Genomic DNA, 17,078 nt, shown 5'->3' on the forward strand with positions numbered 1-17,078 from the left:
TCGGCCCTTCTGCGTCGACCATGAGGATCGGGACAGCGCCACCCCTTGAGGCGTGCGGGAAGCGGTCGGGAGAGGGGCCAGATTTGCCGGGTGCGATCCCGGTAGGAGGGCTGCTGGGCGGGTAACCCGCGCGGACCACGTCAGGGCACGCCCAACGGCCACCGCACGGGGGAGTGCAGCGCACATGGGCATTGGTAGCGGCATCTTTCTCATCGCGCTCGGCGCGATCATGACGTTCGCCATCCGGGCCGACGTCTGGTGGATCAACCTGCGCGCCGTCGGCTGGGTCTTCATCCTGGCCGGCCTGGCCGTGCTGCTCACCACGCTCTGGTTCTGGCAGGACCGGCGCAAGCGGGCGCGCACGCTCATCGTGGAGGAGAACCGGCTCTCCCACCCGACCGCGATGATGCCGCCGCCGCCCGATCCGCCGCCGCCCACCGCACCCCCGTCCTGACCGTCCGCCCCGCTGGACGACACCGGCCGCTGACCGGCCGCGCGCAGGACGACGTCACCAGAGCCGGGCTGCCCGGCGGGTGGGTCGGGTCAGCCGCGGGCGGTGTGCCGGTCGACGACCGGGGTGTCGCCCGGTGTCAACTCCGCCCACGGGGCTGCCGCCCGGTGCACCACCAGACCGGTGGTACGCAACCCTTCCCGGTCGGCCCCTTCCGGGTCGAGGAGCACCGACAGCAGCGAGATGCCCGGGTTGTGGGCGACGAGCAGGACCGTGTGCGCCTCCGGCTCGACCATCCGCACCAGGTCGAGCAGGTCGTCCGGGTGCGCCTCGTACGCGGCGGCGGCGTACCGCACCACCGGTGCTGTCCCCGCCGGGCCACCCTCCGGCGGGACCCCGGTCATGCCCAGCGCCACGTCGTGCCAGGTCTGCCTGGTCCGGCGGGCCGCCGAGCAGATCACCACGTCGGGGAGGAGACCCTGCGCGGCCAGCCACGCCCCGGCGGCGGCGGCGTCGGCGTGCCCGCGTGCGGTCAGTCGCCGGTCGACGTCGGAGCCGCTCCCGGGCTGTTCGGCCTTGGCGTGCCGCAGCAGCACCAGTGTCCGTGTCTCGGCCTCGCCGTCCGTCATTCCCCCAGCTTGCCTGATTGACGCGAGTGTCGCCTGGGTATGTCAGTGGGGCCACTCGCTCATCGATGCCCTCGATGGCCGTGGCGGGTGGGTAACGCCAGCTGACAGCCAAGGAGGCGACGTCATGGGCATCGGTGCCAGCATCTTCCTCATCGCGGTGGGTGCGATCTTCGCGTTCGCCGTCGACGCCGATCTGGGATGGCTCAACCTCGACGTGGTGGGCTGGGTGCTGATGCTCGCCGGCCTCGTCGGGCTGCTGACCACCCTCTTCTTCTGGAACAGCCGTCGCCGGGCGGTGGTGACCACCGCCGTGCGTCAGGACCAGGTCGTCGCCGACCGGGTCGTGCCGGTGCAGGGCGGCCAGGTGGTACGCGAGGAGTACCGCGAGGCGCGCGGCCCGGGTTACCCGGTCTGACCGCACCGCACCACATGATCTCAGGGGCCCCGCAACGGCGCGGGGCCCCTGAACTGTTCCCTGCTCAGGCCGGCTCCGGCTTGCCGCGCGGCCGGCGCGACTGCCCCCGGACCGGCCGGAGACGGGTGATCAGGTGAAGAGGGCGAAGTAGATCGCGATGTGGTGACAGAGGGCGGCGAGCAGGGTGCAGGCGTGGAAGAACTCGTGGTGGCCGAAGACGGTGGGCCAGGGGTTGGGCCGCCGCAGCGCGTAGAAGACCGCGCCGATGCTGTACATCGCCCCACCGGCGGCGAGCAGCACCAGCACGGTGACCCCGCCCTGGCGCAGGATCTGCGGGAGGATCGCCACCGACACCCAGCCGAGGGCCAGGTAGAGCGGGGCGGAGACCCAGCGCGGAGCGTGCGGCCAGATCAGCTTGACGGCCACGCCGGCCAACGCCCCACCCCAGACCAGGCCGAGCATCAGGGTGGCCATCCGCCGGTCGAGCAGCAGCGCACAGAGCGGTGTGTAGGTGCCGGCGATGAACACGAAGATCATCGAGTGGTCCATCCGGCGCATGATCTGGTAGCCGCGCTCCGACCACACCCGGCGGTGGTAGAGGGCGCTGGTGCCGAAGAGGCCGCAGACGGTGACGCTGTAGATCAGGCAGCTGACCAGGGGCGCCCAGCCGGGACGGGTGGCCGCGACGGCGCAGAGCACGGTGCCGCAGACGAGCGCGACAAAGAACGCGTAGGTGTGCAGCCAGCCGCGCATCCGGGGCTTACCGATGTCGACAGGCTTGAGTCGAAGCGGTGCGGAGGTGGTCACGGAATCAGGTTACGGCACCGTAGGTTACTTCTAGGTAGTGCGACCCGTCACCAGACCTGTCGAGTCTAGCGACCCTGGACGGCACATCGATCGGGGAGTATGGCGGGATGCGCATCCGACCCGTGGGCCGGCACGCCCTCCTGCTCGACTGTGACGACCCCGGCCAGGTGGAACGGTGGCGGGCCGAGCTGTGGCGACGCCGCGCCGCCGGTGAGCTGGACGCCGCCGAGATCGTCCCGGCGGCCGGCACCGTCCTGCTCGACGGGGTGCCCGACCCGGAGTCGACGGCCACCCGGATCGCCGGCTGGACCCCCGACCCGGTCACCACCACAGCCGACGCCGGCACCGTCGACGTTCCCACCGTGTACGACGGTGAAGACCTGCCCCTGGTCGCCGCGCACTGGCGACTGACCGTGCCCCAGGTGGTGCAACGCCTGCGGGACACCGACTTCCGGGTGGCGTTCTGCGGCTTCGCCCCCGGCTTCGGCTACCTGACCGGCCTCCCCCCGCAGTACGCGGTGCCCCGGCTGCCCACCCCGCGCCCCCGGGTGCCCGCCGGCTCGGTGGCCCTGGCCGGCCCGTACGCGGGGATCTACCCGACCGCCTCGCCGGGTGGCTGGCTGCTGGTGGGGCGGACCACGCTCACCCTCTTCGACGTGGCCGCCGACCCACCGGCCACCCTCACCCCCGGCACCCGGGTCCGGCTGGTGACCGGGTGACCGGCGGTCCCCGACCCCGGCCGGTGCCGGCATGACCGGGACGAGTCGAGCGGAGCGGCCGGAGCAGCCAACCGGGCCGGCCGGGGGCGGGCCGACCGGGGGCGGGGCGATCGGGGTGCGCCGGGCGGAGCAGCCATCCGGGCCGACCCATGGGGTGATCGAGGTGCGCCGGGCGGGACCGCGTACCACCGTGCAGGATCTGGGGCGGCCCGGGTGGGCGCATCTCGGCGTACCCCGGTCGGGGGCGCTGGATCCGGCGGCGCTGGCGCTGGCGAACCGGCTGGTCGGCAACCCGGCGGACGCCGCCGGTCTGGAGTTGACCCTCGGCGGCGGTGAGCTGCGGCTGACCCGGGCCGGCACGGTCGCGGTGACCGGGGCCGACGTCGACGTCCGGGTCGACGGCCGCCCCGGCGACGTGGGCCGGCCGTTGGCGGTGCCGGCGGGGGCGGTGCTGCGGATCGGGTCGCCCCGGCACGGGCTGCGCAACTGGCTCGCGGTCGACGGGGGGATCGCCGTCGACCCGGTGCTCGGCAGCCGGTCCACCGACACCCTCTCCGGCCTCGGCCCACCCCCGGTCGGCGACGGCGACCGGCTCCCGCTCGGCCCGCCGGCCGGGCCACCCGCCCCGGTGGACTTCACCGTCGGCCGGCCGGTGCCGGACGAGCTGTGGCTGACCCTGCGCCCCGGCCCACGCGCCGACTGGTTCACCGCCGACGCGCTGGCGTCGCTGCTCGGCACGGCGTACACGGTGAGTCCGGTGAGTGACCGGGTCGGTGCGCGACTTGTCGGCGCGGCGCTGCCCCGCGCGGTGGCCGGGGAGCTGCCGAGTGAGGGCGTGGTGCTCGGCGCGGTGCAGGTGCCCGCCGACGGCCAGCCGTTGATCTTCCTGGCCGACCATCCGACCACCGGCGGGTACCCGGTGATCGGGGTGGTGGACGACGTGACCGGGCTCGCGCAGGCCCGACCGGGGACTACGGTGAGATTCCATGGACCTCAACGCTGACCTCGGCGAGGGATTCGGCATCTGGCGGCTCGGCGACGACGAGGCGCTGCTCGACCTGGTCACCTCCGCCAACGTAGCGTGCGGCTTCCACGGCGGCGACCCGTCGACCATGCGGCGGGTCTGCGCCGCCGCCGCCGAACGCGGCGTCGCCGTCGGCGCGCAGGTCGGCTACCGGGACCTGGCCGGCTTCGGCCGCCGGCACATCGCGTACGGCTTCGACGAGCTGCGCGACGACGTCACCTACCAGCTCGGGGCGCTCGACGCGTTCTGCCGACCGTCCCGCACCCGGGTCCGCTACCTCAAACCGCACGGCGCGCTCTACCACGCGGCGGCCACCGACGAGGTGCAGGCCGCCGCCCTGGTCGCGGCCGTGAGCGGGTGGGATCACGAACTGCCGATCCTCTGCGCGCCCGGCTCCACCCTCGCCCAGCTCGCCGTCGGCGCGGGCCTGCGGGCGGTCCCCGAAGGCTTCGCCGACCGGGGTTACCTGCCCAACGGGGCGCTGGTGCCGCGTACCGCGCCGGGCGCGCTGGTCACCGACCCGGAGGAGGTGGCCGTCCGGGCGGTCCGGATGGCCACCGAGCAGACGGTGGTGGCGGTCGACGGGACCGTCGTGCCCTGCCCGGTCGCCTCGATCTGCCTGCACGGGGACAGCCCCGGCGCGGTCGCCTCGGCCGCCCTGGTGCGGGCCGCGCTGATCGACGCCGGGGTCACCCTCACCCCGTTCGCCTGAGACCGTCCCCGGTCGCCTGCTGGCCCGGCGCGGGTCCGGTGCTCCCGCCCGCCCGGCGCGGTGCCGACCGGGCGGGCGCTCAGGTGTCCAGGCCGCGCAGCACCAGCGGGACCCGGGTCGCGCCGTCGTCGACGACCCGCACCGGGACGCCCCAGTCCTGACGGGTCAGGTGGCAGGCGGCGTGCTCGACGTCGGCGTCGCAGGTGGCGGCCTGGGCGGTCACCTGGAGCACCCCCTGCGGTACGGCCGGGTCGATCACCAGCCGGCGGGACAACTCGGTGCCGGTGCCGGCCCCCTCGACCAGCAGCTCCGGCGGTGAGGCCGAGACGACCAGCCGGGTCGACGGCCCGTACGTCTCGTCCAGCTTCTGTCCCGGCGCCGGCGTGAAGATCACGTCGAGGGTCACCTCGCCGGGCGCGACGTCCGTCGGTTTGCGTTCCAGCCGGTGCCGGGGACCGTCCACGGTGTCCGCCCCGGCGGCGGTCAACGCGCCCGGGGCGAGCCGGGTCAACCGGTGCGCGGCCGACTCCACCACCAGCACCCCGCCGTCGGCGGTGAGCACCAGGTCGCTCGGCTCGGCCAGCCCGTCGGCCACCGTGGCGACCTGGCCGGTCGCCGGGTCGAAGCGGCGTACCGCGCCGTTGTAGGTGTCGGCGATCAACACCGAGGAGTCAGGCAGCGCGCACACCCCCAGCGGATGCTGGAGCAACGCCCGGTCGGCCGGCCCGTCCACGTGCCCGAAGTCGAACAACCCCTGCCCGACGGCGGTGCCGAGCACGCCGTCCTGCACGAAACGGATCGCGCTGGTCTCGCTGTCGGCCACCCAGAGCCGGGTGCCGTCGGCGGAGACCGACAGGCCGGACGGCTGGGCCAGCCACGCCTCGGGCAGCGGGCCGTCGCGCAGCGCCTCGACGGTGGTGCCGGCCCACATGCCGGCGGTCCGCTTGATCGGGTCGAACCACCAGAGCTGGTGGATGCCGGCCATCGCCACGATGACCTTGTCGTCGTACCAGGCCAGGTCCCACGGGGAGGAGAGGTCGACGGAGCGCGCGTCGTGGGCGTGGTCGTCGACCGTGGAGCGCCACTGCCGGCCGGTGCCGGCGACCGTGGTCACCTCACCGGTGTCCAGGCGTACGCCGCGCAGCAGGTGGTTGACGGTGTCGGCGACCAGCAGGTCGTAGCCGGCGACCTCGGCGACGTGCGCGGGCAGCAGGCAGAGCCCCTGCGGCTCGGCGAAGCTCGCCGAGGGGGCCGGCCCGTCGACCCGGCCCCGCTCCCCGGAGCCGATCCGCCGGACCGGCGTCTCGCCGTCCGGGGCCAGCTCGACCAGGCTGTGCCGGGCCGAGTCGGAGACCAGCAGGTTCCCGCCGTCGAGCAACACGGCCTTGCCGGGGAAGCGCAGCGTCGTCTCCGGCGGCGTCGGCGGCACGTACGGCCCGTCGCCCCGGTGCAGGGTGCCCTTGGCCTCGTGGGTGGCGATCAGGTCGTCGACCAGCCGGATCAGCCCCTCGGCGTGTCCCTCGCCGGCCATCGTGGCGACCACGTAACCCTCCGGGTCGACCACCGCCAGGGTGGGCCACGCCTTCGCCGCGTACTGCTGCCACATGTCCAGGTCGGGGTCGTCGAGCACCGGGTGGTGCACGCCGTACCGCTCGACGGCGGCGGCCAGCGCGGCCGGGTCCTTCTCGTGCTCGAACTTCGGCGAGTGCACCCCGACGACGACCAGCACGTCGGCGTACTTCTCCTCCAACGGGCGCAACTCGTCGATGACGTGCAGGCAGTTGACACAGCAGAAGGTCCAAAAATCGAGAATCGAAATTTTGCCCCGCAGGTCGGCGAGCTTCAGCTCCCGCCCACCGGTGTTCAACCAGCCCCGACCCCGCAGCTCTGGTGCCCGTACCCGTGCGCTCATGTCCCCATCGTGCCGCACCGCCGGCCGGCGGGCCGCGCGAAGGGCGACCGGAGAGTCGTGGGCGACACTCAGCGGTCGGGTGGTCGAGCCCAGGACAGGAAACGGTCGGTGAGGTTGTTGGACCGGCCGCTGTCGAGCTGGGTGAGGTGGTCCTCCGCCTCCTGTTGCAGCGTCGACAGCAGGGCCAGCAGGCCCGGCCGGTCGTCGGCGAACGCGGCGAGCAGGATGAGCTTCGCCTCCCCGCACGGCCACGGGTTCGCGTCGAGGCGGCACAGCCAGATCGGGCGCAGCGGCCGGTGGGCGAGCCCGTCCAGCGGCGTCACGCCGACACCGCCGACCTGCGGGATGCGGTCGGCTTCTTCGCAGCCGACTTGGTGGTTGCCGGCTTCTTCGCTGCCGGGCTCGTCGCTGTCGGGGTTACCGCCGGTGGGGGTGCGGGCGTTCTGGCCGAGGGAGTAGGTGGGATCCAGCGCACCCCGGCGCGGCGGACGTACAGCTCCCGCCGCCGCCGGGCCAGGCCGTCCGGCCCCAGCTCGTACGCCTCGATCCAGGTCCAGCCGTCGTACGTGTGGCGGTCGGGCAGCTCGCGGATCATCCGTACCGTGATCGGCCGGACGAACTGGGGACTGGCCTCGCGGGTGAGGTGGATCAGGTCGCCGCCCCTCAGTCTCGGTTCTTTCATCGCCCCGGCCCCCGGTTCCGGCTCTCACTCCACCGGTCCGTCAACACGACGTTCGTCATCGGGCCCGGTCCCCGGTAGGGCGGGATGAACGGCCCGATCGGACCGGGGACGATCGGCGGCGCGGGCGGTGGTGGCGGTGGCGGTGGGGGTGGGCTTGGCTGGGGCTGTGGAGCGGGCTTCGGCTTGTCGTCCTTCGGCATGGGGCTCCCTTGTGTCGAGGTGGCGTCGGGCTGCCCCGGTGCTGCTTTCGGGGCAGCCCGACCACGAACGCAATCGCCGGGCCTCTCCTCCACCGATCGCGCCGTTCCTTCTTCCACCCTGGACTTCCGCCCCCTGGCTCCGGAATAGTGACCAAGTGATTGCGGAGCGCAGCGAGTCGTTACGAGCTGGCGAGGAATGCAGAGGATCGCCGTGGAAGGGTGTGGAAGCCATGGGAATCTCTCCGTCGGAGTACCTTCTTCGTGAATTGCGTCGACGCCGGGCGGCGGCCGGGCTGACGCAGACGCAGCTCGGCGAGCGAATTTTCTGCTCGGATTCCCAGGTGAGCGCTATCGAGACCGGGGTGAAGCCGCCGACCCTGCCCTACCTGGTGTCGGTGGACGAGGCGCTGGGTACAGAGGGCTACTTCACGACCCTGTGGGACGAGCTTGTCAAGAGCGATGCCGCTCCCGTGTGGCTGCGCGAATGGATCGAGATCGAGCGCGAGGCAACCGCGCTTCGCTGGTACGAGCACGCCTTCGTGCCTGGCCTCCTACAGACAGAGGGGTATGCCCGCGCCACCTTCCAGGCAGCCCGGGTGCCGACCTCGGAACTTGACCGGCGAGTTGCGGCCCGGCTCGAACGGCAAGCTGTCCTTGACCGTGATCCCGCGCCCCAACTCTTCGTCGTCCTGGACGAGGTCGTCCTCCGGCGAGCGTGCGGTGGGCCTGCCGTCATGGCCGAGCAGCTTGAGCACCTCGTGGCCTGTGCTGAGCAACCTCATATTCGGTTGCGCATCGTCCCGATGTCGGCTGGCATGTACTCGGGCCTGGCCGGGGCATTTATTCTCGCTGATCTTCCGGATGGCTCCCGGACCGGCTACGTCGACAATCAACTGGCGGCGCAAGTCATCGGGCAAGCTGACTTGATTGCTAGCCTTGGCGTGTCGTGGGACGCTATCCAAGGCGAAACCCTGCCGCTGCGTCCGACCCTGGACCTTCTCACGGAAGTAGCGAAGACATGGACATGACCGGTGCCAAGTGGCGGAAGTCGTCCCGCTCGTCCACCAATGGCGGCGCATGCATCGAGGTGGCCGAGAATTTGCTCAACACGGTCGGCGTACGAGACAGCAAGGACCCGAATGGCCCTGCTCTCGTCTTCGCCCCGGCGGCATGGCGAGCATTCGTCGGCCGACTCCCCGAGCGGATCTGATCGTTCCAGTGCCGTAATGCTCCGTGTGATCGAGCGTGGTCGGGGAAGGGGCTGACGTGTACGTACTGGTCACCGGTGGGTTGGGTTTCCTCGGGCACGCCGTCACCCTCGACCTGCTCGCCGCTGGCCACCGGGTCACGGTGCTGAGTCGGGGGCGTACCGACCGCAAGCCGGCACCGGGTGCCGACCTGGTGATCGGCGACGTCCGCGACCGTGCCGGGATCGCGGCGGTCGTCCGGACCGGGTCGTACGACGGTGTCGTGCACCTGGCCGCGCTCACCAGTGGACGCGATTCGCTGGCCGACCCGCTGACCTACTTCGACGTCAACGCCGCCGGGACGCTCCACCTGCTGATGGCATTGGATTCGGTACGCGGCCGGTCGGCCCCGTTGTCATTCGTGCTCGCCTCCACCAACATCGTGTACGGGTCACAGCGCAGCGGCACGCTGTCGGAAGACCTGGATGTGCACCCGGAGAGCCCGTACGGCGCGTCGAAGGTCGCGGCGGAACAGATGGTGGCCGGGTATGCCGCGACGGGTGCCGTCGGGGCGATCACCGTGCGCCCGTTCAACGTCGCCGGGGCGGTCGATGGGATCACCGACACCGACCCATCGCGGATCATCCCCAACGTCTTCCGCGCGATGACCGGCCAACTCGATCAAGTCAGTCTCAATGGCGACGGCTCGGCCGTCCGCGACTTCGTGCACGTCGCCGACGTCGCCACCGGCATCCGGCTCGCCCTCGGCGCCTGCACACTCGGGACCCATCACGCGGTCAACCTGGCCTCCGGCGTCGGGACGAGCATGGCCGGGGTGATCGCCGCCGCCGAACAGGCCACCGGTCGGTCGGTGACGGTGCGGCAGTTGCCCCCGAAGCCAGAGCCGTCTCATCTGGTGGGGGAGATCAGCCGGGCGCGTTCACTGCTGGGCTGGCAGCCGACCCGCTCCGACCTGACCCAGATGGTCACGGACAGTTGGGCGGCATGGCAGCGTCTCGGCTGACCCATTCGGGTGGACTAACGGAACTGGAATTCCTGCACCATTCCGCCCTTGCCCTTGCAATGCTCCGAACTGGGATTCCCTGCCCTTGCGTGACCTTAAGAGTATCCGCCACTTTGTCTTCTTGGAACATCACCACATTGCGATAGCTCTTAGAATCTAGGTTCATCTGGGCGATAAATATCTAGATCTATCTGTGCGCGTAGTGTCTCGTATGCGTAGTCCTGCCCAGTTCGAGATCGACTTCCGTGAGCCTTGTTCAGTGCTGGATCGTTGCAGGCTTTGGCCAACTCGAACCGTATTTCCGACACCAAATCTGGATGCTGTCGGGAAAGGAGAGAGAGTATTAGTCCTGCCTCTCGCCGCACCTCGTAACCCTCACTTTTGAATAGTGAAATCAGCTGCCGTCGTAGTTCCTGGGTGGGTAGGGCGCGACGTAGCGCTCTTACGGCTTCTGACCGTGCTGCCCAGGAATTGCTGGTGGTGGCGATGTTAATCAGGGTGTCCGTGACTGGTTCGGTCAGTGCCCCCGCTTCCTCCAGCGCCGAGACCGCATGCCTCCGAACATCTGGATCGGAGTCCGTGGTGGCGATGGCAACCAGTTTTGCGATTGTCGTTTCATCCAAATCGCCGCCTGCAGCCAGCGCTGAAGCCGCGCGTCCGCGTAAGTACGGGTCAGGATCGTTGGTGGCGATGGTGGCCAACGTGGCGGCCACCGTTGAAGTGATTGCGCCCAGATCCGCGAGCGCGGAGCCTGCCTGCACAAGAACGAATCGATCGGGATCGTTGATAGCGATATCGGTGAGCATGGCGATTACCGGACCGCCGGGTACCCCTCCTTTGACCAGTGCCGAAATCGCCTGTGCGCGTAGGTACGGATCGGGATCATTCGTGGCGATCGTGCAGAAGGTAGTGACTACATCATCGGTTACCCCTCCGCCTTCTGCCAACGCCAAAATCCCCTGTGTTCGTACGTCTGGGTCGGGATCGGTGTTGGCTATAGCGGTTAGTGTGGCGATGATTCTCTCAGTGAGAGTGACACCTTCCGTTAGCACTGTAATTGCCTGTATTCGCATGAACCGGTCAGGATTCTTGGTGGCGATGGTGATTAGTTCGGTGACGACCTCACCGGTCATCTCGCCAGCTTCTGCTAGTGCCATCCCTGCATGGGTGCGTAGGTCTGGCTCGGGATCGTTGACGGCGATCGCAATCAGCGCTCGGACGACTTTTTTGGTAAGTGTTGCAGTTTTTGTCAGCGCCGATACTGCTTCTTCCCGCACAAATCTATCGACGTCGTTGGTGGCAATTTCAATCAGCGTGTTCGTTATTGGTTCAGTGAGTGCAGTTTCTGTCAGCGCTAATACTGCTTGCACTCGGACGTCTGGGTCGGGATCACTGCTAGCCATCATGAGTAACGGTGCGGTAATTTCTTTGGCGAATCCTCGGGTAGATAACGCTGCGACTGCATGCTTCCGGACGTATGAATCGTGATCGGAGGTGGCGATGGTAGTTAAGGCGGTAATGATTGGTTTCGTCGGCGAGTGAGTTTCCAGCAGTGCCGAGACCGTCGTTGTCCGCACGAATCTGTCGGTGTCGTTGATAGCGATCTTTACTAGTGCGGCGGCGATTGCTTCGGTGAGTGGTTCGGCTTTTGTCAGTGCTGATATCGCCTTTATCCGCACGTCTGGGTGGGGGTCGTTGATGGCGACAGTAGTCAGCGTGTTACTGATTGCTTCAATAAGTGAATTTTCTGTCAGTGCCGATATCGCTTGTGCTCGGACGTCTGGATCGGTGTCGTTGGTGGCGATCCTGACTAGCGTGGCGGCGATTTTGTCGGTGAGTCGTTCGGTTTCTGCGAGTGCCGATATTGCCTTTTTTCGTACGTCTGGCCGGTGATCGTTGGCGGCTATTCCTGCTAGGGAAACTGCGGCCGATCCGGTCAGGTTTCCACATTTTGCCAGAGCTGAACCCGCTTCGATCTGCGTCGTGGGATCGAAGCTGTCAATGGCGATGGCGGCTAAGGCGGTAATTGTGGCGGTCGGGAGTGAGTCGGATCGGGCAGTGATGGCGGCCAGTTCACACCAGGGTAAGACGATGCCGTGGGGCAGCATAGCGGCCCGGCTATCGAGGGCGGCTCGAAATCGCCCCCCAGCCTTGGTGCCACCCAGTGCAGCCAATCGGTCACGTAAAGACTCACGATATGCGACGAAACGACATCGGCTGTGCTTCCTGTTTAGCCACTCGTCGACCGCCTGGTTGATCACCGCGTCGATGGTCGCGGTCTTGAGGGGCGTGTCGTCGGCCAGGACCCGGAGCATGAACAGGAAGTCCCGGCCCAGCAGTTCCTCGTACGGGCTCGGATTGCCTTCGGCCGGGTAGATCGCCTTCGCCACCACGTCGTCGATCTGTTCGACGTAGTCGGTGCCGATCAGACCGAGCGCGAGCAGGATCGGCTCCTCGTAGCGGGGGTCGTGCAGCCGGCGGCGGATCTCGGTGACCCGGTCGGTGGCCGAGCCGCGGAAGGCCAACGCCCGGCCGGCGTAGTACTCCTCGAAGGTCAGGTGGGCGAAGCCGTACCGACCGGGAGCACGCTCGACCAGCAGGCCGGTGTGCGTGTCGGCCTTGTCGACGAAGTCGGCCACCCCCAGCCCGGCCTCGGTGCGCAGCGGGTCGGCGGCCTCCAGCACGCGCGGATCCCACCCGACGCCCTGGTGCGCCGCCCACAGCGGGCCGAGCACTTCGAGTAGTTCGGCGCGGGTGGCCGCGCCCTCTGGGCGGTGCTCGTGCATCCACCAGCCCAGCTCGGTCAGCCACCGGGTCAGGATCCGCTCGTCGGGCAGGTCGGCCTCGGCAACCCCCTGGGCGCTGCGCCAGGTGCGCCCGAGCGCGTTGCACACCTCCACGTACGCCTCGACCCGGCGGTGCGGAAGCCGGCCGCTGGCCCGGTGCACCAGCACCAACGCGGTCAACAGCAGGGGGTTGGCGGCCAGCCGGCGTACCCCGGCGTTGGTCTTGAGGGCCTGTTCGATCGCGGCGGCCTCGCGCGCTCCGGCCAGCCGGGTCGCCTCGGCGGACCGGCCCGGGGTTTCGGCGCGCTCGACCTCGCGGCAGTAGACGTCGAGGAACCGGCTGATCGTCGGGTCGTCCATGTCCTGGAGCCGCACCGCGCGGAACGGCTCCGGCAGCGGGGCGGCCTGGTAGCCGGCGATCCGGCTGGTCACCACGAACCGGTTGCCCTGCCGTGCGTGGGCGGTCACGAAGTTGACCACCGCCGTGACCACGCCCCGGCGCAGCTCGGCCGAGGCGATCTCGTCCAGGCCGTCCATCAGCACCAGGCAGCGGCCGGCGTCGAGCTGGCGGCGCAGCAGGTCGGGCAGGCCCGGCAGGGTGCACTCCGCGCGGCGGAGCTGGCCGGGCAGGAACTCGCCGATGCCCACCTCCGCGAACCCCTGGCGGGCATACTCGCCGATGCGGAGGTAGATCGGGAACAGTGCGTCCCGGCCCTGAACCTGCTCGCCGTCGATGAGTGCTCGGGCGTGGGTCAGCGCCAGGTAGCGCAGCAGGGTGGTCTTGCCCGTTCCCGGATCGCCCAGGACCAGCAACTGGGCGGTGTCGCGGGCCGCGTCGAGCACCGGCTGCCTGGCCGGCTGTTCGGTCTCGGTGGCGAAGCGGTGGCCGTACTCCGTCTGCAACCGGTCGAGGGCGGTCTCGAAACCGGTGTGGTCCAGCGTCCCCTCGGCCACCTGGGCGGCCAGCCGCTCCCGCTCGCGCTCGAACCAGGCCCGCGCCCGGTCGCCGGGATTGCGGTCCCGCTGCCCCTGCAACCCGACGAACACCTCGCCCAACGGAAGCTGCACGGTGGTGTTCCGGACCACCCCCACGGTACGCAGGTAGCGGTGCTGGTCGATCAGCCAGCGCAGGTAGGCGATCCGGTCGTCATCGGTGGCGTCGACCGCGCCCAGGTGCTCGGCGATGCGGCTGGTCGCCTGGGCGGTCGACGCGGCATCGGAGCGGCCGAGCATCCCCTGGAGGGCCGTCTCGCGGCGTACCTCGGTGTCCAGCCCGTCGAGCAGGGCCTTGAACGCCGGCCGCAGCAGGCCGATCCGGTCGAACCGCTCGTCGTCGGAGGCGGCCGGGCCCAACGAGTCGACGGCCCGTTCCGCCAGCCGCACCGGCGAGGCCGGCACACCGGGGATGAGCACCTTTGCCAGCTCGGGAGTGCCCTCGTGCACCCAGAAACCGTCGTTGACGTCGAACTCGGCCAGCCGGTCGCCGTACGACCGGTTCAGCTCGGTGAGGGCGCGGCGCAACGCGCGCTCCAACGCCTTGCGTTCCGGGTCTCCCCACACGCGGGCCTTGATTTCCTTGGCGGCGGCGGTGCCGATCTCCTTGCCGAGCTGCGCCAGGATCGACTTTGCCAGCGCCGTGGCCAGCGCGACAGGGTCCATGGCCGGCAAGTGTAGGCGTCACCGACCACAAGGGAGGGTCGCATAGCCGACCGGCTCCCAGTCGGCACGCACGTCGATACCCGGCCGGACCGGGCATCGTGACCCGGACGTCGGTCGGGACGGTCGACGCGCCGGCCAGCCGCGTCAGCGGGACAGGTCGACGGTGACGGTGACCCGGCCCCGGTCGTCCCGGCGGGCCACCGCGTGCCCGGCCCGGTCGACCCCGTCGAGGTTCACAGAGATCGGGCCGCCCGCGCCCAGGAAGTTCCGCCACCACTGCTTGGCGTCGGGCATCGCGACCCGGATGACCACCGCGTCGCCGGTCTGTCGGTAGGCGACCGGCGTGCTGAACGTCCGCCCGGAACGGCGACCGGTGTAGGTGACCACGGTCAGGTGCCGCCGGAGGAACCGCCCCCAGCGGGGCGACGACCGCAGCGCCATGACCCGGGTGTTGAACGTCCGGGCGAACCCCGAGGGGAACGATCCTCGTTGACCCACCGGGCCTCCGTCGTCGATGTGAAAGCTCCACGCCGACCGTAACACCGACTGGCCGGTCCCGGGATCGTGAGTGAGAGCCGCGATTGCCGGCCGCCACGGGTCGGGGGGAGTGACACCGGCGTACACCGGTATGCCTGTCAGTCATATTTATGCCACTGAGGCATACCACTCGTGCGGGAACACCGTGGAGACGCGGCGCGCCCGGAGGGGCGAGGCGCGGGTCGCCGCCGCGTCCGGGAGGGCGGTGGGTCGCCGCCGCCGCGCCCGGAGGGGTGAGGCGTGGGTCGCCGTCGCCGCGCCGGAGGGGCAGCGGGCACGACGGAGCCGCGCGGGAGGGTCCGACCCTGCCCGCGCGGCCCCGGACGGGACGGTCAGCAGCGACCGACCATCGTCTTGACGTCGTAGGTGGTGTTGACCCAGGTGTCGGCCACGTAGCCGGTCACGCCCGTCGCCGGGTTGGTGATCCGGTCCCAGGTGGACGACGGCCAGTAGCCGCCGCTGACGTACTCGCCGAAGGTGTAGCAGGCGATCTTCACGGTGGCGCCGTAGTTGACGGAACCGGCGATGCCGTAGGTGGTGCCCGGCCCGGTGCGGATGTTGAGCGACGGGTTGGCCAGGATCGTGCCGGTGACGGCCGGCGGGTCGCCGGTGCCGCCGAGGCGGGCCACGGCGGCCTGCGCGGCAGACAGGTAGCCGGCGTACGCCCCGTTGTTGTACGTCGACCAGGGCTGCCAGTTGCTGCCGCCGCTGGAGATGTTGTAGGCGGCGTTGGCGTTGCACTGGGCGTTGTACGCGCAGCTGTCGGTGACGGTGGGGTGGTAACAGTTGTTGATCTGCCACAGCCCCCGGTCCAGCGAACCGTTGGAGCAACCGGAGGTGGGGCCGTTGCTGCCGACCGCCGACGGGTTGCAGGAGGACTCGGCCATCGCCACGGCCACGGCCGTGACCAGCGGGTTGTTCCGGAACCCGGCGGCGTACGCCACCTGGGCGCACAGGTCGATACCGACCGCGTTGACGCCCACCCGGTTCGCCTTCGCGCCGATGGCAGGGCCACCGACGCTGGCCGGCTTGGCCTGGTCGGCCGGGCGGGGTGCTGCCTTGGTCTGGTCGGCCGGGCGGGGGGCCGACGCGGCGTGGGCGGCCGGGCCGGTGGTGGCGGGTGCGGCGGTGGCGGGGGTGGGCATGGCGCTGACGCCGACGACGGCGACCAGCGTCAGGCCGAGGGCCAGGCGCAGGGCACGTCGGGCCGCGGGGGCGGCAAGGGGGAGACGCATCGTGATCCTTTCAGCGGACGACCGGGAGGGGAGCCGGGACGGGTGGGGGCGTCAGCGCCCGGTCCACTCCGGGTCGGCGTAGGACCAGCCGAGGTACGGCGCACCGGGCCAGGACTGCGAGACGCGGCGGACGGTGGCCGCCGAGGTGATGTAGTTGCCGTTGCCCTCGGAGAGCATCACGTGGCCGTAGTACCCGTTGATCGACGCGGCGGCGTAGAAGACCAGCGCGCCGGCCGGCGGGGTGCCCGTGGTGCGGATCATGCCGCGCGAGTACAGCGAGTTGTAGTGCACGATCGCCGACGCGTAGCCGCTGGCCGCCCGACCGTAGGCGTGCCCGACGAAGTTGTCGCACCAGCCGTCCCACTGGTGGTTGGAGTCACCCAGGTCCCCGTTGGTGTACGCCTGGCCGATCACCGACCGGGCCCAGGCCATGGCGCGGTCCTCGCGGGTGCCGGTGGGCGGCGGGGTGGTGGTGCACTCCGGCTCACCGGCCAGGTACTGGTTGAACCCCGGCGTGTTGGTGTAGTAGTCGCTGATCCAGCCGCTGGCCGGGGAGCTGATCCGGTGCCAGACGGTGTTGCCGGAGATGTTGCGCCCGCGTACCGCACACTCGGCGACGAACCCGGTGCCGTCACCCAGGAGCGCCACCGAGCCGGCGTTCGCGTCGTACGGGCTGGTGCGCACCATCAGGCCGGCGCCGCCCGTGCCGGCGACGCTGTAACCGGAGATGCCGGCGAACGACGGTGCGGCCGTGCCCACCAGGACCACCGCCGTGACGGCGCAGGCGGTGAGGATCCGACCCACGAGTCGCGGCAGTGCCCGGCGGGGCACTGCGCCTGTGGCATTCGTACCGTTCGGCTGGTACACGCGGTTCTCCTTGTCGAGAGTTCGGCACCGCCCCGGGATCGGCGCGGTGGGCCCGTCGGACGGTGACTCGCGCGGTCCGGTATCCCCGGGGTGAACGCGATTTCGAGCCGTTCGGATGCGTGCCGGGGCCGACACTCCCCGTGAGATCATATTCAGCGGCACCTATCCGGCGGGTGGCTGCTCCGGGGTCGATCCTGTCCTGACGCCCGCCTGTAAAGCACTGGCATGACGC

The 17,078-nt window shown here is 70.2% G+C and carries 17 protein-coding genes; 8 read left to right on the top strand and 9 right to left on the bottom strand.

The genetic code is table 11. From position 1 onward, the window contains the following. Window positions 1-184 precede the first annotated feature (184 nt). Entirely contained in the window at window positions 185-454 is a 270-nt protein-coding gene (locus AB0K25_RS02285; RefSeq protein ID WP_091253403.1) for a DUF6458 family protein, read from the top strand. An 89-nt stretch (window positions 455-543) separates the two neighbouring features. Here the strand turns inward: AB0K25_RS02285 and AB0K25_RS02290 are convergent, their stop codons facing one another. After that, a complete protein-coding gene (locus tag AB0K25_RS02290; RefSeq protein WP_363817876.1) occupies window positions 544-1,080 on the bottom strand; it encodes a histidine phosphatase family protein in 537 nt (178 codons plus the stop codon). A gap of 124 nt (window positions 1,081-1,204) precedes the next feature. Here AB0K25_RS02290 and AB0K25_RS02295 point away from each other — a divergent pair, with 124 nt between their 5' ends. Then, window positions 1,205-1,495, top strand: coding sequence for a DUF6458 family protein (locus tag AB0K25_RS02295; protein ID WP_208565265.1), 291 nt, complete (start codon window positions 1,205-1,207; stop codon window positions 1,493-1,495). 129 nt (window positions 1,496-1,624) lie between these two features. Here AB0K25_RS02295 and AB0K25_RS02300 read toward each other — a convergent pair whose 3' ends face one another. Next, window positions 1,625-2,302, bottom strand: coding sequence for a hemolysin III family protein (locus tag AB0K25_RS02300; RefSeq protein ID WP_219465483.1), 678 nt, complete (start codon window positions 2,300-2,302; stop codon window positions 1,625-1,627). 107 nt (window positions 2,303-2,409) lie between these two features. Between AB0K25_RS02300 and AB0K25_RS02305 the strand changes: the two genes are divergently transcribed. From AB0K25_RS02305 to AB0K25_RS02315, 3 genes are read left to right on the top strand one after another with little or no spacing between them, the layout of a single operon-like run. Beyond that, a complete protein-coding gene (locus tag AB0K25_RS02305) occupies window positions 2,410-3,021 on the top strand; it encodes an allophanate hydrolase subunit 1 (RefSeq protein ID WP_219465485.1) in 612 nt (203 codons plus the stop codon). A 31-nt stretch (window positions 3,022-3,052) separates the two neighbouring features. Continuing rightward, window positions 3,053-4,024 (top strand): biotin-dependent carboxyltransferase family protein, encoded by a 972-nt coding sequence (locus tag AB0K25_RS02310; protein ID WP_363817881.1) that lies wholly within the window; start codon window positions 3,053-3,055, stop codon window positions 4,022-4,024. Next, window positions 4,008-4,757, top strand: coding sequence for a 5-oxoprolinase subunit PxpA (locus AB0K25_RS02315; RefSeq protein WP_219465488.1), 750 nt, complete (start codon window positions 4,008-4,010; stop codon window positions 4,755-4,757). The genes AB0K25_RS02310 and AB0K25_RS02315 overlap by 17 nt, the downstream gene beginning before the upstream one ends. Before the next feature lie 79 nt (window positions 4,758-4,836). On the opposite strand, the gene AB0K25_RS02320 is transcribed toward AB0K25_RS02315, so the two are convergent. The 3 genes from AB0K25_RS02320 to AB0K25_RS02330 all read right to left on the bottom strand — a co-directional run bounded on the left by AB0K25_RS02320 (window position 4,837) and on the right by AB0K25_RS02330 (window position 7,351). Then, window positions 4,837-6,669 carry an NHL domain-containing thioredoxin family protein gene (locus tag AB0K25_RS02320; protein WP_363817884.1) on the bottom strand — a complete coding sequence of 611 codons (1,833 nt, stop codon included), beginning with the start codon at window positions 6,667-6,669 and terminating at the stop codon, window positions 4,837-4,839. Window positions 6,670-6,737: 68 nt separating this feature from the next. Then, window positions 6,738-6,992, bottom strand: coding sequence for a flavin reductase (locus AB0K25_RS02325; protein WP_357532755.1), 255 nt, complete (start codon window positions 6,990-6,992; stop codon window positions 6,738-6,740). After that, window positions 6,989-7,351, bottom strand: coding sequence for a hypothetical protein (locus AB0K25_RS02330; protein WP_357532757.1), 363 nt, complete (start codon window positions 7,349-7,351; stop codon window positions 6,989-6,991). Before AB0K25_RS02330 ends, AB0K25_RS02325 begins: the two co-directional genes overlap by 4 nt. A 430-nt stretch (window positions 7,352-7,781) precedes the next feature. Here AB0K25_RS02330 and AB0K25_RS02335 point away from each other — a divergent pair, with 430 nt between their 5' ends. Genes AB0K25_RS02335 through AB0K25_RS02345 form a run of 3 tightly spaced genes read left to right on the top strand, consistent with a single transcriptional unit; the run spans window position 7,782 to window position 9,762 of the window. Beyond that, the gene (locus tag AB0K25_RS02335; RefSeq protein WP_357532759.1) at window positions 7,782-8,579 is read left to right on the top strand and encodes a helix-turn-helix transcriptional regulator; all 798 of its coding nucleotides are present in this window, start codon (window positions 7,782-7,784) and stop codon (window positions 8,577-8,579) included. After that, the gene (locus AB0K25_RS02340; protein ID WP_357532761.1) at window positions 8,570-8,761 is read left to right on the top strand and encodes a DUF397 domain-containing protein; all 192 of its coding nucleotides are present in this window, start codon (window positions 8,570-8,572) and stop codon (window positions 8,759-8,761) included. Before AB0K25_RS02335 ends, AB0K25_RS02340 begins: the two co-directional genes overlap by 10 nt. Window positions 8,762-8,817: 56 nt before the next feature. After that, complete coding sequence (locus AB0K25_RS02345) at window positions 8,818-9,762, top strand: NAD-dependent epimerase/dehydratase family protein (protein WP_357532763.1); 945 nt, start codon at window positions 8,818-8,820, stop codon at window positions 9,760-9,762. A gap of 149 nt (window positions 9,763-9,911) precedes the next feature. Here AB0K25_RS02345 and AB0K25_RS02350 read toward each other — a convergent pair whose 3' ends face one another. From AB0K25_RS02350 to AB0K25_RS02365, 4 genes are all read right to left on the bottom strand, one after another. After that, window positions 9,912-14,207 carry a HEAT repeat domain-containing protein gene (locus tag AB0K25_RS02350; protein WP_363817889.1) on the bottom strand — a complete coding sequence of 1,432 codons (4,296 nt, stop codon included), beginning with the start codon at window positions 14,205-14,207 and terminating at the stop codon, window positions 9,912-9,914. Window positions 14,208-14,351: 144 nt separating this feature from the next. After that, window positions 14,352-14,705 (bottom strand): nitroreductase/quinone reductase family protein, encoded by a 354-nt coding sequence (locus tag AB0K25_RS02355; RefSeq protein WP_363817892.1) that lies wholly within the window; start codon window positions 14,703-14,705, stop codon window positions 14,352-14,354. 371 nt (window positions 14,706-15,076) lie between these two features. Then, a complete protein-coding gene (locus tag AB0K25_RS02360; protein ID WP_357532769.1) occupies window positions 15,077-15,979 on the bottom strand; it encodes a hypothetical protein in 903 nt (300 codons plus the stop codon). Between the two features lie 51 nt (window positions 15,980-16,030). Continuing rightward, window positions 16,031-16,846, bottom strand: coding sequence for a hypothetical protein (locus AB0K25_RS02365; protein ID WP_357532771.1), 816 nt, complete (start codon window positions 16,844-16,846; stop codon window positions 16,031-16,033). Window positions 16,847-17,078 lie beyond the last annotated feature (232 nt).

The sequence above is a fragment of the Micromonospora sp. NPDC049257 genome, assembly GCF_040678915.1.
Taxonomy (GTDB): Bacteria; Actinomycetota; Actinomycetes; order Mycobacteriales; family Micromonosporaceae; genus Micromonospora; species Micromonospora antibiotica.

Bases quoted from the DNA above. Each gene is read 5' to 3' on its own strand.
- AB0K25_RS02285 (WP_091253403.1), top strand. From the start codon at position 185: ATGGGCATTGGTAGCGGCATCTTTCTCATCGCGCTCGGCGCGATCATG.
- AB0K25_RS02290 (WP_363817876.1), bottom strand. From the start codon at position 1,080: ATGACGGACGGCGAGGCCGAGACACGGACACTGGTGCTGCTGCGGCAC.
- AB0K25_RS02295 (WP_208565265.1), top strand. From the start codon at position 1,205: ATGGGCATCGGTGCCAGCATCTTCCTCATCGCGGTGGGTGCGATCTTC.
- AB0K25_RS02305 (WP_219465485.1), top strand. From the start codon at position 2,410: ATGCGCATCCGACCCGTGGGCCGGCACGCCCTCCTGCTCGACTGTGAC.
- AB0K25_RS02310 (WP_363817881.1), top strand. From the start codon at position 3,053: ATGACCGGGACGAGTCGAGCGGAGCGGCCGGAGCAGCCAACCGGGCCG.
- AB0K25_RS02315 (WP_219465488.1), top strand. From the start codon at position 4,008: ATGGACCTCAACGCTGACCTCGGCGAGGGATTCGGCATCTGGCGGCTC.
- AB0K25_RS02320 (WP_363817884.1), bottom strand. From the start codon at position 6,669: ATGAGCGCACGGGTACGGGCACCAGAGCTGCGGGGTCGGGGCTGGTTG.
- AB0K25_RS02330 (WP_357532757.1), bottom strand. From the start codon at position 7,351: ATGAAAGAACCGAGACTGAGGGGCGGCGACCTGATCCACCTCACCCGC.
- AB0K25_RS02335 (WP_357532759.1), top strand. From the start codon at position 7,782: ATGGGAATCTCTCCGTCGGAGTACCTTCTTCGTGAATTGCGTCGACGC.
- AB0K25_RS02340 (WP_357532761.1), top strand. From the start codon at position 8,570: ATGGACATGACCGGTGCCAAGTGGCGGAAGTCGTCCCGCTCGTCCACC.
- AB0K25_RS02350 (WP_363817889.1), bottom strand. From the start codon at position 14,207: ATGGACCCTGTCGCGCTGGCCACGGCGCTGGCAAAGTCGATCCTGGCG.
- AB0K25_RS02360 (WP_357532769.1), bottom strand. From the start codon at position 15,979: ATGCGTCTCCCCCTTGCCGCCCCCGCGGCCCGACGTGCCCTGCGCCTG.